The 14267-nt window shown below is 59.9% G+C and carries 14 protein-coding genes; 7 read left to right on the top strand and 7 right to left on the bottom strand.

Translation table 11 applies throughout. The features are described 5' to 3' along the window. Positions 1-71: 71 nt before the first annotated feature. The 3 genes from FHX09_RS00465 to FHX09_RS00475 are packed head-to-tail and all read right to left on the bottom strand — an operon-like array spanning position 72 to position 4293. Positions 72-1304 (bottom strand): pyridoxal phosphate-dependent aminotransferase, encoded by a 1233-nt coding sequence (locus FHX09_RS00465; RefSeq protein ID WP_184448990.1) that lies wholly within the window; start codon positions 1302-1304, stop codon positions 72-74. An 8-nt stretch (positions 1305-1312) separates the two neighbouring features. Then, positions 1313-2845 carry an aldehyde dehydrogenase family protein gene (locus FHX09_RS00470; RefSeq protein WP_132588112.1) on the bottom strand — a complete coding sequence of 511 codons (1533 nt, stop codon included), beginning with the start codon at positions 2843-2845 and terminating at the stop codon, positions 1313-1315. A gap of 47 nt (positions 2846-2892) precedes the next feature. Beyond that, positions 2893-4293, bottom strand: coding sequence for a VOC family protein (locus FHX09_RS00475; RefSeq protein ID WP_184448992.1), 1401 nt, complete (start codon positions 4291-4293; stop codon positions 2893-2895). Positions 4294-4398: 105 nt separating this feature from the next. Here FHX09_RS00475 and FHX09_RS00480 point away from each other — a divergent pair, with 105 nt between their 5' ends. Together FHX09_RS00480 and recX are read left to right on the top strand one after the other, a co-directional pair. Further along, the gene (locus FHX09_RS00480) at positions 4399-5313 is read left to right on the top strand and encodes a LysR family transcriptional regulator (RefSeq protein ID WP_132588110.1); all 915 of its coding nucleotides are present in this window, start codon (positions 4399-4401) and stop codon (positions 5311-5313) included. Beyond that, positions 5310-5861, top strand: coding sequence for a recombination regulator RecX (recX, locus tag FHX09_RS00485; protein ID WP_132588109.1), 552 nt, complete (start codon positions 5310-5312; stop codon positions 5859-5861). Before FHX09_RS00480 ends, recX begins: the two co-directional genes overlap by 4 nt. Before the next feature lie 21 nt (positions 5862-5882). On the opposite strand, the gene FHX09_RS00490 is transcribed toward recX, so the two are convergent. Together FHX09_RS00490 and FHX09_RS00495 are read right to left on the bottom strand one after the other, a co-directional pair. Next, positions 5883-6872 carry a LacI family DNA-binding transcriptional regulator gene (locus tag FHX09_RS00490; RefSeq protein WP_132588108.1) on the bottom strand — a complete coding sequence of 330 codons (990 nt, stop codon included), beginning with the start codon at positions 6870-6872 and terminating at the stop codon, positions 5883-5885. 19 nt (positions 6873-6891) lie between these two features. Next, positions 6892-7899, bottom strand: coding sequence for a Gfo/Idh/MocA family oxidoreductase (locus FHX09_RS00495; protein ID WP_132588107.1), 1008 nt, complete (start codon positions 7897-7899; stop codon positions 6892-6894). Positions 7900-8099: 200 nt separating this feature from the next. Here FHX09_RS00495 and FHX09_RS00500 point away from each other — a divergent pair, with 200 nt between their 5' ends. The 5 genes from FHX09_RS00500 to FHX09_RS00520 all read left to right on the top strand — a co-directional run bounded on the left by FHX09_RS00500 (position 8100) and on the right by FHX09_RS00520 (position 13132). Then, positions 8100-9392: an extracellular solute-binding protein gene (locus tag FHX09_RS00500; RefSeq protein ID WP_132588106.1), complete on the top strand. Its 1293-nt coding sequence runs from the start codon at positions 8100-8102 to the stop codon at positions 9390-9392. An 83-nt stretch (positions 9393-9475) separates the two neighbouring features. Beyond that, positions 9476-10363: a sugar ABC transporter permease gene (locus tag FHX09_RS00505; RefSeq protein WP_007800494.1), complete on the top strand. Its 888-nt coding sequence runs from the start codon at positions 9476-9478 to the stop codon at positions 10361-10363. Between the two features lies 1 nt (position 10364). Further along, positions 10365-11276: a carbohydrate ABC transporter permease gene (locus tag FHX09_RS00510; RefSeq protein ID WP_007800492.1), complete on the top strand. Its 912-nt coding sequence runs from the start codon at positions 10365-10367 to the stop codon at positions 11274-11276. A gap of 19 nt (positions 11277-11295) precedes the next feature. After that, complete coding sequence (ugpC, locus tag FHX09_RS00515) at positions 11296-12381, top strand: sn-glycerol-3-phosphate ABC transporter ATP-binding protein UgpC (protein WP_132588105.1); 1086 nt, start codon at positions 11296-11298, stop codon at positions 12379-12381. Between the two features lie 13 nt (positions 12382-12394). Continuing rightward, positions 12395-13132 (top strand): ThuA domain-containing protein, encoded by a 738-nt coding sequence (locus FHX09_RS00520; RefSeq protein WP_132588104.1) that lies wholly within the window; start codon positions 12395-12397, stop codon positions 13130-13132. Between the two features lie 20 nt (positions 13133-13152). Here FHX09_RS00520 and FHX09_RS00525 read toward each other — a convergent pair whose 3' ends face one another. Together FHX09_RS00525 and FHX09_RS29510 are read right to left on the bottom strand one after the other, a co-directional pair. Continuing rightward, on the bottom strand, positions 13153-13620 hold the full coding sequence (locus tag FHX09_RS00525) for an Rrf2 family transcriptional regulator (protein ID WP_132588103.1): 468 nt from the start codon (positions 13618-13620) through the stop codon (positions 13153-13155). Between the two features lie 262 nt (positions 13621-13882). Next, positions 13883-14095, bottom strand: a complete 213-nt coding sequence (locus FHX09_RS29510) for a hypothetical protein (protein WP_246699356.1) — start codon at positions 14093-14095, stop codon at positions 13883-13885. Positions 14096-14267: the final 172 nt, after the last annotated feature.

Genomic DNA, 14267 nt, shown 5'->3' on the forward strand with positions numbered 1-14267 from the left:
TTTTGTGTCGAAGCTGTAAATCACTTGAAACGAAAGATGGAGGCAACGGAACTCCCTGCCTCCTTGCCAGTTTAACCAAGCTGACGGCACGCCGTCGCGATCCGCTCCAGTGCTTCCTTGAGATCCGATTCCGCCGAGGCGTAGGAGATCCTGAAAAAGGGCGAAAGGCCGAAAGCCGAGCCTGGTACCACCGCGACATTGGCCTCTTCAAGAAGGTAGGCGCAAAACTCGCTGTCCGTCGTGATCTTGCGGCCGCCCGGCGTCGTCCGGCCGAGAATTCCGCCACATCCGGAGAAGGTGTAGAAGGCGCCTTCGGGAGTGCGGCAATCAAGACCATCGATCGCGTTGAGGCCCGAAACGACCAGATCGCGCCGCCGCCTGAAGCTCTCCGTCCGCTCCGCGAGAAAATCCTGCGGCCCGTTCAGCGCCGCAACAGCCGCGGCCTGGCTGATCGAGGACGGGCAGGACGTTGCCTGGCTCTGTACCACGGCCATCGCCTTGATGAGCACTTTCGGGCCACCGGCATAGCCGATACGCCAGCCGGTCATGGCGTAGGCCTTGGACACGCCGTTGATCGTCAGCGTACGCTGACGCAGGCGCGGTTCCAACTGCAACGGCGTGACGAAGCGGAAATCGTCATAGACGATGTGCTCGTACATATCGTCCACCATGAGCCAGACATGTGGGTGTCTGAGTAACACGTCCAGCAATGGTCGATAGTCATCGGCGCTATAGGCCGCACCCGAAGGATTGGACGGCGAATTCAGCAACAACCAGCGCGTCCGCGGCGTGATCGCCGCTTCGAGTTTCTCCGCGGTTAGCCGAAAGCCGCTGTCTGCATCGCAGGCAACGAGAACGGGCTTGCCTTCGCAGATCTGAACAATGTCGGAGTATGACGTCCAGTACGGCGTCGGGATAATGACCTCATCACCGGGATCGACGGTCGCCATCATCGCATTGAACAGGATCTGCTTTGCGCCGGTGGCGACAGTTATCTCACTGACTTCGAAAGAGAGATTGTTCTCGCGCTGAAACTTGGTGCGGATGGCTTCCTTGAGCGTCGGTGTTCCGTCGAGCGCCGTATACTTCGTATCGCCACGCTGCATGGCATCCCAGGCAGCTTGCTTGACATGGTCCGGTGTTTCGAAATCGGGTTCGCCGGCGCCCAGGATGATGACTGGCTTGCCTTCCCGCTTCATGGCTGCCGCGCGCGCGCCAATCTGCAGGATTTCGGAGACACCGATAGCGGATATCCTTGAGGCGGGCTTTAGGCCCGCCTCCTCAATTTTCACGTCGATCGTCATGGTTGCACCTACTCGATCTCGAAGGAGACGCCCTGCGCGAGCGGCAGCGCCTTGGAGTAGTTGATCGTGTTGGTGGCGCGGCGCATGTAAGCCTTCCACGCGTCGGAACCGGATTCGCGGCCGCCGCCCGTTTCCTTCTCGCCACCGAACGCACCACCGATCTCGGCGCCAGACGTTCCGATATTGACGTTGGCGATGCCGCAATCGGATCCGTCGGCCGACAGGAAGCGTTCGGCTTCCCGCAGGTCCAGCGTAAAGATCGACGACGACAGACCCGCACCGACGGCATTGTGCGCTTCGATGACCTTGTCGAAATCGGTGTATTTCATCACGTAGAGGATCGGCGCGAAGGTTTCCTCGAGCACCGGTCCGAGCTGCGAGGGCATTTCCACGAGGGCCGGCTTCACATAGTAGGCCTTGTCGTGGGGCAGCGCGACGCGCTCGCCGCCGTTGATTTGACCGCCATGGGCCTTCGCCTCACCAAGCGCCTTGTGCATGTTATCGAAGGCGAGCTTGTCGATCAGCGGGCCGACCAACGCCGTGCTTTCGAGCGGATTGCCGACAGAGACATTGGCATAGGCCTTCTTCAGGCGCGGCACGAGCTCGTCGTAGACGCTCTCATGCACGAAGAGACGGCGCAGCGTCGTGCAACGCTGGCCGGCCGTACCCATGGCGCCGAAGGCGATGGCGCGCAGCGCCATGTCGAGATCGGCAGACGGGCAGACGATACCAGCGTTGTTGCCGCCAAGCTCCAGGATCGAACGAGCAAAGCGGCGGGCGAGACGCGGACCGACTTCCCGGCCCATGCGCGTCGATCCCGTTGCCGAAACAACTGGCACCTTCGGATGGTCGACAAGCACCTCGCCGATGGCGCGATCGCCAATCAGCACTTCGCTCAAGCCTTCCGGCGCATCGCCGAAACGCGCAATGGCTCGCTGCAGGATGGCCTGCGAGGCAAGTGCGGTCAGCGGCGTCTTCTCGGAAGGCTTCCACACCACCGCGTTGCCACAGACCAGCGCAAGGGCAGCATTCCAGGCCCAGACAGCGACCGGGAAATTGAAGGCAGAGATGATACCGACGACACCGAGCGGATGCCAGGTTTCCATCATCCGATGTCCCGGGCGTTCGGTTGCGATGGTCAGGCCGTAGAGCTGTCGGGACAGACCCACCGCGAAATCGCAGATGTCGATCATTTCCTGGACCTCTCCGAGACCTTCGGACGGGATCTTGCCGGCTTCGATCGAGACCAGGCGGCCAAGCTCCATCTTGACGCTACGCAGCTCCTCGCCCAGCAGGCGGACGAGCTCGCCGCGCTTGGGCGCAGGAACAAGGCGCCAGGACTGGAACGCTGAAGCGGCCTTCTCGATCTTCGCCGTGGCTGCGTCGCGGCTGTCGGTTTTCAGGGCTGCCAGTTGCTCACCGGTGACCGGGCTGTAAGAGGCCATGTCTCCGCCGGTGTAAAGCGCCTTGTCGACACCGATCTTATCGAGAAGGGCAACGGCTTCCTGTGTCACGTTCACTGTTCTTGCTGCTACGGTCATGTAACGACCCTCTGTTTAAGTGTTTGAATCTTGTCGGTGGCGCCGTTTCACTCGGCCGCTTGGGCAGCGGTCAGGCGTGCTTGGCATTCGGCGATCGATTGAGCCTCGATACCGGCGTAATGATCGAATTCGTTGAGAACCGGGATGCCGAGGTCGCGCTCGAAGCGCTGCTGATTGGGGCTTGCGGTAAACGCCTGCGCCGCCTCGTCGCCGAGGTTGGACTGGAAGATGCCGGCTGCGCTGACCGGCAGGAAATCCTCGTAGACGATCGGATCGAAGCAGACGAGACCGTCCGCCACCAGCTGATCGATGCCGGCATCGGCTGAGGCAATTGCGCTCTCGCCCTTCTCCGTCAGCGAGTAGCGGAAATAGCCAAGGCCCTGTTGGCGGATCTCGGCCCAGCTATCGGGGAAGGGAACGAAGGCATCGGCAAGCGCCTTCTCATAGGCGGCTGCATTCGAGCCGTCCGCGGCCGGGCGCACGACCTTGCGCGAACCCGTCAGGAGTTTGTCGTAAAGGGCGCGGCCCTTCGGCGTCAGCGCAATGCCGCGGCTTTCGATCTCGCCGAACCGGGCCGTATGCGTGCCCTCCTGCCAGCTGCCACTTGCATCCTTGAAAGAGACGGCTTCCTCAAGCGCCTTGAACGACGTCTGCCGCAGCAGGATCGCACAGCGACGGCTGGGCGGACCTTCGACGACCGCCTTCGGCGCAATGCCATACTCCGGCATTAATCGCTGCACCTCGTCGATGTCGAGCGTACGTGGCGTCAGGTGGTTGATATGCGGCCCCTTGAAGGAAACGACGTCGGCAACCAACCGGTGCGCATCATGCAAACGCTTATACATGGCGAGGTCGACATTGGCGTGATGATGCCAGCGGAAGGTCTCCAGCACGTCCGCGACAAAGCGCTTGGCATCGTCATCATCGAGACCGCCCTGGCGCTCGGCCTTTTCCGTCAGTTCGATGGCACCAGCGGTAAAGATCTGACGCTTGCGCAGGATCGCCTCGGCCTCGGCGCGCAGTTTCTCCTCGGCAATCAGGTCGAGGCGCAGCAGGGACGTGAAGACACGGAACGGATTTCGCTTGAGCGCCTCGTCGCCGACCGGACGGAACGCAGTGGAGTGAACAGGGACCCCAGCTTCGCTGAGATCATAGTAGCCCACGGGGTACATCCCCATCACCGCAAAGACGCGTCCCATCATCGCGAGTTCGGCAGCGGTCCCGAGGCGGATGGCGCCGTGGCGCTCTTCGGAGACGCGCTCGAGCGAGTCGGTTTCCTCCAGCCTCTGCTTGAGAGCCGGATCAGCGGCAAGCGTCGCCGCGTTCACCCTGGCAACAATGTTCATCAGCGTACCGTAGGCGGGAACTTCGGTACGGTACATGGCCGACATCGCCGCGGAGAATGCAGAGCGGATGTCACAGGAAGAGACGAAACTTCTGGTCGACATATTTTATCTCACAGTACCAATGGAGAGTTCATTCTGGATTGCGATCATATCGTGCGTGGAGTAGATGAATAACGATAAATGAAGCTGAGATGATGCGGTTTTGGAATGACGTTGCCTCGAAAGCTGATGCCCGACCTGACCACGCTGCAGTCATTCGAGTCTGCCGCTCGCCACGGCAACTTCACGCGGGCAGCTCTCGAACTTAATCTGACCCAAAGCGCGATCAGCCGACAGATCAAGGATTTGGAGACCCAGCTCGGCGTCCTGCTCTTCGAGCGCGTTCGGCAGCGGGCGATCCTGTCGGAAGCCGGCAAGCGGCTGCTGCCGGAGGCACGGCGACTGCTGCATCAGACGGAAGAGATGATGATCCGCGCGGCATCCGGCGCGGACGCGACAGCAACGCTTTCGGTCGCCACCCTGCCGACTTTCGGCAGTCGTTGGCTGACGCCCAGGCTGCCGGATTTCCTGGCCGCCCATCCCGGCTCGCTCGTTGACATAGCATCGCGCTCGGAGCTGTTCGATTTCGATCAGGAGAGCTTCGACCTCGCCATTCACTACGGCCAACCGATCTGGGCACGGGCAACCTGCACGTTTCTCTGCGACGAGAAAATCGTTCCCGTCGCCAGCCCGACCTTGCTGCAATCGGATCCGGTTGCCCGTCCGGTGGAACTCGCACACAAGCCCTTGCTGCATCTGGCCACTCGCCCGCGACTTTGGCGACAGTGGTTCGAACACTGCGACATCGACGTTGATCCCTCATATCGTGGCAATCGGTTCGACCAGTTCTCGATGATCATCGAAGCCGCTGCAATGTCCATGGGGTTTGCGCTTCTGCCACTCTATCTGATCGAGCAAGAATTGAGCTCCGGAAAGCTGCAGATCGTCTTCGATCAGCCGATGTCGACAGAAAACAGCTATTACGTCGTGACACCCGACGGTAAGCGTGAACATGCGCTTGGCCTGGCATTTACCGCCTGGCTGCTCTCGCAGGTAAGCATCAAGGACCCGACCGAACCGTGAGTGACGATCAAACGCCGTCCGACCTCCCGACGGCACGGATGCTGAGCTGGGCCAGAAACTCGACCATCTATCGGCTTGAGCGGCGGATGCTGACCGAAAGGCAACTGTTCGATGCCATTGTCAGGAAAGCGAAACAGAAATTCGAGGATATCAGCGAGATGCAACTCAAGGCGGTTGCGAACTCGGCCGTGACCTTCGCCCGTGACCACGGTGGTCTGAACGACGCTACCTATGCCGAAGTCAGCGCGCGCTCTGGCGTTCGCAACGGCAGATCAAAACGGCGCATCGCTCAAAAGCTGTCACAGAAGGGCGTCGATCGAGAGGTCATTGCGACTGCGCTTGATGAAGCGGATGACTTGCTGGCTGCCGTCGTCTTTGCACGCAAGCGCGCCTTCGGGCCGTTCCGCCGTCCCGACACCGATCGGGAGCGCGCAACCAAAGAAATGGCCGCATTCGCGCGCAACGGCTTCAGCTTCGACATAGGAAGGATCGTGCTTGGCATGAGCCGCGAAGAGGCCGAAAACGTTGTGAGCGCGCGATCTCGGTAGGTCCAGAGGCCGTTGGACGCTTCACGCCGTCGATCCCCATCGCGCCGTGCAGGTTAGCGTAATGCTATGGGGGCCTTCCAGTTCGGCATCGTGGCGCTCGATGAGTTCCACGACCGCATCGATGAAGGCGACATGGTCGAGACTGAGCGTCGTCAAGTCGTTGCAGTCCCACGCCGCCATCGCAATCCCATCCTGACCGACAATGGCAATATCATCAGGCGTGCTCTTGCCGAGCACGCGCCGGGCCGCATCACGAGCGCCAATCGCCATCACGTCATTGCCGCAGATGATGGCATCCACCTTGGTGCGGTGGAGAAGCAAAACGGCCTCCTTAAAGCCGGAATCGTAGCTGTAGTCACCAAAGGCCTCCGCCTGCAGGGTCAGGCCACGTTTGGCCAGCGCATCGACAAACCACTTGCGCCGCAGCTTGTCGATCCAGCTCGACTTCGTTCCCGAGAGGTAGGCGAACCGCTTCTTTCCGTCGCCGACAATCTTGTCGATAATCTCGTCAGCGGCCGCCGACCCGTCTATCCGGATGCTTGAGACCTTCTCATTGTCGAGCGGTTCGAAGGAAACGATGATCGGCTTCGTCGTGTGGAAAATATCGACTGCATCCTGCATCGATACCATGTCGGAAAAGACGACGACGTGATCCACTTGATAGGTGGAGGCAAGCCGCATGAGCTGCAGCCGGTCATCATGGTCGGCGCAGCACAGAATGATTGGAAGAAGCTGCCGGGCTTGCAGCCGATGCACGAGAAGCTGCTGCTCTTCTGCCTCGCACGGATTTCCGATTGCATTGACGACCAGCGCCACCAGCCGCGATCGCTGATTGTTGAGGGAGCGGGCGATCGCGTTCGGCTGATACCCATACTCGCGAGCGACCGCCAGGATGCGGTCGCGGGTCGCGCTGCCGATTCTGGAATCGGGGGCGAACGCCCGTGATATCGTGGCGGATGACACCCCGGCGAGCTTTGCCAGTTCCTTCGAGGTGATCCGTCTCTTGTTCATCCAAGCATTCCAGCCATCGCTATGGTGCGGCAATCCTGACGGGCATCCCGTCCGCCGCAGCCGATTCCTTGATTGCATCCCAGAGCCTAGCGAATCGCAGGCCCATTTCAACGGAGCCGGTGTTTTCCATCGTCCCAGCGCGAATGGCGAGGAAGTTTTTCATCGGATTGTCGAGAATTTCCGCCTCTTCGCGCGGCTTCGACGTACGGCCGACGCTGATCTCCCGCCAGCCGCCCCAGGCGTCGATGCGAACGATCGCTCTTGAATAGAAGAAGGTGATGTAGGAGGCGCAGCCGGGAGGACCTTCGCCGGCCGCCGTCAGCGTCGCCAGCGCGCCGTTCTTGAGGCGGGCGGAAACGGCCGTGGCGATGTCAACCTTCTTGCCATGATTATTCATATAGGCCGACACACTCTCGAAATCCGAATTGGCAAGCAGGCACACGGTGTTCATCATATGCGCGCCGGTGTCGAACATGAAGCCGCCACCCGATATCTCCGGCTGCTGCTTCCAGTGACCGTCATAGTTGCTGGACCAGCTTTCCCAGATCATTCCCGATATGGCGATCAGATCGCCGAACTCGTTGGCAAGCGCCCGCTTACGCGTATCGATCACCAGGGGAGAGAGACCGCCCTGGAAAGCGGTCACAATGGTCACACCGCTCTTCTTCTGTGCCGCGATCAGCCGTTCGGCTTCCGCTACCGTCGTCACCATCGGCTTTTCGAGGAAGAGATCGAGCCCGGCTTCTGCGACAGCCGTTGCCTGCTCGCCGTGAAACGCATGTGGCGTGGAGACATAGACGATATCAAGCTCGCCCCGGCAAGACGCCAGCATTTCTCGGCAATCATCGAAGCTTCGGGGCGCTGGCGCACCAGCGGCAATGCATACGTCGATCAGACGCTGGCGAGATGAAGGGGTCGTATCGGCAAGCGCGACAAATTCGATCTCGGGCATGCGGGCCCAGCTTGCCGCATACTCAGCCGCTTTCAGGCCTGCGCCAATGACACCAAGCCGCAATTTTCGTGACATGAAAAATCCTCCCGTATGCAGTTTGTATACGGTTACACAAATGGCACCATGAAGACAAGGTCTATTAAATGACGTAAATTCAATTAGTTATCAATGCATACAAAGTCCGATCAAAAACCAACTTGCCAGCAATTGGAATGCGTGTACATTTTCAGCTGTGGTGCTGGAGGGCGCCGCGAACCAAAAAGGGAGGACTTCCGTTGAAGAAGACGGTCATTGGTAGCCTGTGCGCCATTTTGCTCAGCGCCGTTTCGACGCTGGCGCATGCTGAGACAATCCGAATTGCCAATCATGGTCAGGCCGGCATCGACGCCATGAAGTCGACGGTCGAGAAGATCGAGAAGAAATACGGCGTGACCGTCGAGGTCGTCGAATACCCCGCGCCTGACAAGGACTATCTGACGAAGCTGTTGACCGAGCTCGGCGCCGGCAACGCGCCTGACCTCTTTTCCATCCCGACAACGGCCGCCGTCGCCGACATGGTCGAGGCTGGCTACCTCGCGCCGGTGACCAAGGAAATCAAGGCATGGGACGGCTATGCCAATTTCTATGATGTCGCCAAGCAGCTGGCGGTCAGCCCGGACGGCGAAACCTATGTCATGCCGTTCATGCTCGGCATCCAAGAAATCTACTATCGCAAGGACGTTCTCGACAAAGCTGGTATCTCGACCGAGCAGCCGAAGAGCTGGAAGGACCTTCTCGATCGAGCCGCTGAAATCAAGAAGAAGACCGGCGCCTATGGTCTGCTCTTCCCGGCCGGTGTTTCCTGGGGAAGCGGGGCCTTCGACGAGGGCTTCCAGCATTTGGTCGTTGGCTCCAAGACGCCGCAGCTCGTCGATGCCGACGGCAAGCTCGATCTTCGCGGCGAGGGCATCAAGGATGTCTTTGATGTCTACAAGCAGCTCATCGACAATGACCTGATGCCAACGCAGCCGTTGCTCGGACCGGAGCCTTGGGTCGTGCCGAAGTATCAGATGTTCCCAGCCGGCAAGCTGGCCGCAACCACCTGCGGTTCCTGGTGCTACATCTTCGACTGGGGCCGTGAAAGCAAGAACCCGATTCCTGAGGTGACCAAGGTCGTCGGCACTTGGACCGTTCCGGGCCAAACCGGTGGTCAGTATGTCCTTGCCAACCTGGCAGCGCCATGGGCCGTCAACTCGAAGTCTGCCAACGTGGAACTCGCCAAAAAGGCGCTGATAGAGATTGGCTCTGTGGAGACACAAGTCTCATATGCAGCCCGTATCGGCAACATTCCATCCAGCAAGGATGCGGCTAAAAACGCCGACTTCCAGAAGCTGACGGAACTCGTTCCGATCCATGCCGCAGCAGGAAACGGCACCTTCCTCAAGCAGGCCTCCGGCTTCGGTACCGTTTCGGAAGGTGTTGCGCGCGCTACAGAAGCGCTGCTGCGCAAGGAAACCGATGCCGCCGGCGCACAGAAGATTCTTGTCGACTACGTCAAGGAAACACTGGGCGACGACGTCGTAAAGTAAGCTGTGGCTTACCCCTAACGCGAGGGAGACGTGGGTAAGCCCACGTCTCCAGATTTCCGTTCGAACGAGTTATAGAGCTTTCCATGGCCCGAAACGTCCACGAAAGGCGCGCAGAACGGCAGCTTCTTCTGATCCTGTTGCCATCACTTGCCCTGCTTCTGGCCTTCGTGATCTATCCCGCGCTTTACTCCGTCTATCTGAGCTTCACCAATGAAGCGCTGACCGGCGCTGCCGCGCTTCGTCCCCGCTTTGTCGGCATTCGCAACTACGCACGGTTGCTGAACGACGCGAAATTCTGGAATGCCTTGCTCGTCACCTTCCTGTTTGTCGTTGGCTCGGCGGTGATCGGCCAGTTCGTGCTCGGCCTGGTCTGTGCGATGGCGCTTCGTCGTCGCATCCACTTCCGGCGGCTCTTCTCCTCGATCATTCTTCTGCCGAACGCCGCGCCGGAGGTTGTTGCCGGCTTCATGTGGATCTCCATGCTGGCGGGAGGCGAGCAAGCGACGCTCAGCCGCATCGTCAGCTTCTTTGGCGTAACGCCGGCCGACTGGCTACAGGTCTTTCCGCTTTCGATGATCATCATCGTCAACACCTGGCGTGGGATCGCCACGGCGATGATCCTCTTGACCGCCGGCCTCAGCACGATCCCCAACGAGATTTATGAGGCTGCCCGCATGGATGGTGCAACACCCTCGCAGATGTTTCGCCGTATCACCCTGCCGTTGATGATGCCGACGATCCTGCTCTACATGCTGATCTCCGCCGTCTCGACCATCGCCGTCTTTGGTCTCGTCTACGCGCTGACCCGCGGCGGCCCGGGCGGGGCGACGGAATTGGTCAGCATCTATATCTACAACCAGTCCTTTACGGCATTCCAACTTGGCTACGGCGCCGCTGTGGCGGTAGTGGCCCTGTTGATCTCGCTTGTCCTCGGTATTGGCTATGTCAGAGCCATGAAGGTGGAAGTCTGAGATGGCTGTGATTTCCCCGAGCGACAATGCCAACAAGACCCGGTCTGACCTGCTTGCTTATGCAACGCTGTCACTGATCTCGATCTTTTGCGCGGTTCCCTTCTTCTGGGTGCTTCTTGCGTCCTTCGATGGCAACGCCCAACTGTTCCTTCGTTGGCCCGAGCAATGGAGCTTCGCCAACTACCTGCGTGTCTTCACCAAGGAAGACGGCGCCAAGTGGCTGTTCAACTCGCTCTTCGTGGTCGGCAGCGCAACCGTGCTGGTCATGGTGCTGGCCGGCCTCGGCGGCTACGCACTGTCGCGCACCAGGGCCTGGTGGAAGCTGCCGTTCCTTTACGCCATCCTCTTGATCCGCGTCCTGCCGCCGACGGCGCTCGTCGTTCCGCTTTATAAGTTCCTTCTAACGCTAAACAATGCCGAAGGCGCCGTCCTGCGACCAATCTTTGGCGAATACACCAGGCCGATCATGCGCTGGACCGGTTTCATCGATGGCTATCTCGGACTGATCCTCGTGCTTGCGACAATGCAGTTGCCATTGGCGCTGTGGATCATGAAGACCTTCTTCGACGGCCTGCCGCGCGACTATGAAGAGGCGGCGCTGATGGACGGCGCGACACTCCTGCAACGCATTCGCCGTGTGCTCATCCCTCTGGCGCTGCCGGGACTGGCGGCCGCCGGACTATTTGCCTTCATGTCGGCTTGGGGTGATTTCCTGCTACCGCTGATCTTCCTCTCCTCGCCGGAACTGCAGACGCTGCCGCTCGGCCTGTTCCGCGCATTCCTGCGCATCAACGAGATCGACTACGGTCTACTTGCCGCGCTCGCCTTCATCTACCTCCTGCCGGCCGTCGTCGCCTTCGGCTTTGCACGTCGCTTCCTCGTGCAGACATTTGCCGGCGGCGTCAAAGGCTGACACCAGAAAGAGTTTTACGATGATCAATCTCAGGAACGTTCGCAAGTTCTACGGCGCATTGGAGGTCATCAAGGGCGTCGATATCACTGTGGAAGACGGCGAGTTCGCGGTGTTCGTCGGCCCCTCGGGCTGCGGCAAGTCCACCTTGCTGCGCATGATCGCGGGTCTTGAGGGCATCGATGCTGGCGACCTCATCCTCAATGACAAGCGCATCAACGATGTTCCCCCTGACAAGCGCGGCATTGCCATGGTGTTCCAATCCTACGCGCTTTATCCGCATATGACGGTTGCGGAGAATATCGGCTTCTCCCTCAGCCTGAAGAAGGTTCCGGAGGCGGAAATCCGCCGCCAGGTCGAAGCCGTCGCCGAAATTCTGCAGCTCACCGACTATCTCGATCGCCGCCCCGCTGCCTTGTCGGGCGGCCAGAGACAGCGCGTCGCCATTGGTCGCGCCATCATCAAGAAGCCATCGCTGATCCTTTTCGATGAGCCTTTGTCCAATCTCGATTCGGCATTGCGGGTGCAGATGCGTGCCGAGCTGCAGCGCCTGCATCGCGAGCTGAAGGCGACTGTCGTCTACGTGACGCATGATCAGGTCGAGGCCATGACGATGGCCGACCGCATCGTGGTTCTCAACAAAGGCGTCGTTGCCCAGCAGGGCGCGCCAATGACCCTCTACCACCAGCCCGACAACGACTTCGTCGCGACCTTCATCGGCTCTCCGAAGATGAACACCATTCCGGTGACGGTCACGAAACCGATCGCCGGCAAGGTTCATGCCCGAAGCGCGCTCGGTCTGTCGCTCGACCTGCCCGATCCCGGCGGAATTGTGCCGCAGGGCCAGGCGACACTTGGCATCCGTCCGGAGCATCTGAAGATTGCAGCGGACGGGCAGGGCGACTTTTCGGCAGAGGTTATCATTGTCGAACGTCTCGGCGTTGAAACCTACATGACCGTCGGCTCGCAAGAGCAGCCGATCGTCGTCCGCGCCGAAGGCGACATCGCGCTGCGGCCGGGCGACCGCGTGTCGCTCACAGCCGATACATCCGCCTGCCATCTGTTTGATTCCGCCGGCCGCGTCATCCGTCCGGCCCAAGCTTCATAACATCGAGGATCCCATGTCAATCAAGGTCACCATCTGGAACGAAGGCCGCCACGAACAGCTGCACAAAGAGGTTCAGGAAATCTACCCTGATCGGATCGACGGTGCGATCGCAGCCGGCATTGCTCACCCGGAATTCGAGATCCGCCGCGGCACGCTCGACGATCCGCACCAAGGGCTGCCGGATTCCCTGCTCAACGACACAGATGTGCTGCTGTGGTGGGGGCACATGGCGCATGAGGAAGTGAGCGATGGCCTGATCGACCGCATCCAGCAGCGTGTTCTCAGGGGGATGGGCCTTCTTGTCCTGCATTCCGGCCATCACTCGAAACTGTTTCGCCGGCTGATGGGCACCAACGCCAATCTCTCCTGGCGCGAAACACCGCAAGGCGATCTCGAGCGGGTCTGGGTGATCAATCCGGCGCACCCGATTTCACAGGGGCTGCCGCCCTATTTCGAGGTCAACGCCTCGGAAATGTATGGCGAACCTTTCGACATCCCGCAGCCCGACGAGCTCGTCTTCATCTCCTGGTACTCCGGCGGCGAGGTCTTCCGCAGCGGCTGCACGTTCCAGCGCGGTCGTGGCCGCATCTTCTTCTTCAGCCCTGGACATGAGACCTATCCGATCTACCACGACAAGACCGTGCACAAGGTTATCGCGAACGGCATCCGCTGGGCCAAGCAAAGCCACACCGATGGTCGGATCCTGGAAAACTGGCACCGCGCGGAACCCATTCACGCCCGCCCGGCGTAACGATCGCCTACCACCTTCGGTTATGCCGGCCGTCCCGCGCGGGCGTCCGGCTCCGGCAGTGCAAGCAGACGACGCAACGCCATCGACGGTCGGGTAAGGTCTGCCAGCGTATAGCCATCGAGCACATCGAGAAATGCAGCCGCGGCGGCGGCCAACGCTCGTTTCAACACGCAGGCAGGCTGCACGACACAGACAATCTCGCTGGTGTTTTCCATACAAGGCACGATCGCAAAATCAGGCTCGCAGGCCCGAACGATCTCGCCGACACCGATCTGCTCGACACCACGCGCTAGCCGCATGCCGCCCTGACGACCGCGCACCGTATCGATCAGACCTTTCTGCCCGAGCTCATGGGTGATCTTCATCAGATGCGCTTTGGAGATATCATAGGCTTCGGCGACTTCTGCGATCGTCGACAGCCGCTCCCCTTTAAGCGCCAGATAAATCATGAGCCGCAACGCGTAGTCGGAATAGACGGTCAGACGCATTCGCAGATCCTTCACGAAAATCGTAGGCACTGGCATAAAGATATTCAAACGATGCATCAATTAGCGAAGCGGCCATTCCTGACCGCTTCGCCGTTTCGAATGCCTATGCGGCTTCGAGTTCGTCGGCCGGGCCGAAGAATTCGTAGTGGATCCTGTCCTGCGGGACCCCAGCCTTTGCGAGACCGCTCACAAAAGCGGCCAGGAAAGGTCTTGGGCCGCAAAGGTAAAAGTCTGCTTCCGCGATCGGTGTATTCTCGGCCAGTCAATCGACAGTGGTGTAGCCATCGTGGTCGAAGTAAATGCCTCTCTCGTCTCGAACATGCGGATTGCCATAAAAGATTGCCGTTCTAAAAGACTTCCAATCTTTGGCGATGTCGCGTACGTGCGATATCGTCGCATGGACCCGCCCGTTCTCGGCACCATGGACGTAATGAACCGGAAAGTCATGGCCGCTGTTTGCGATCGTCTCCAGCATGCTGACCATCAGTGAAGCGCGATCAGAAAAGCATTTTCGCGCACTGGTGCGGTGATGCCAGCATTGCGACGTTCGCAATTAAGTTCGAGGAACGCCTTGCCGGTCTCCCGGCGCACTGTCATTTCGCCCCTGCCGGAATCGACCCCTCCAGATTCAGATTCGCGCCATTTTG

Source organism: Rhizobium sp. BK538, from assembly GCF_014197575.1.
GTDB lineage: Bacteria > Pseudomonadota > Alphaproteobacteria > Rhizobiales > Rhizobiaceae > Rhizobium.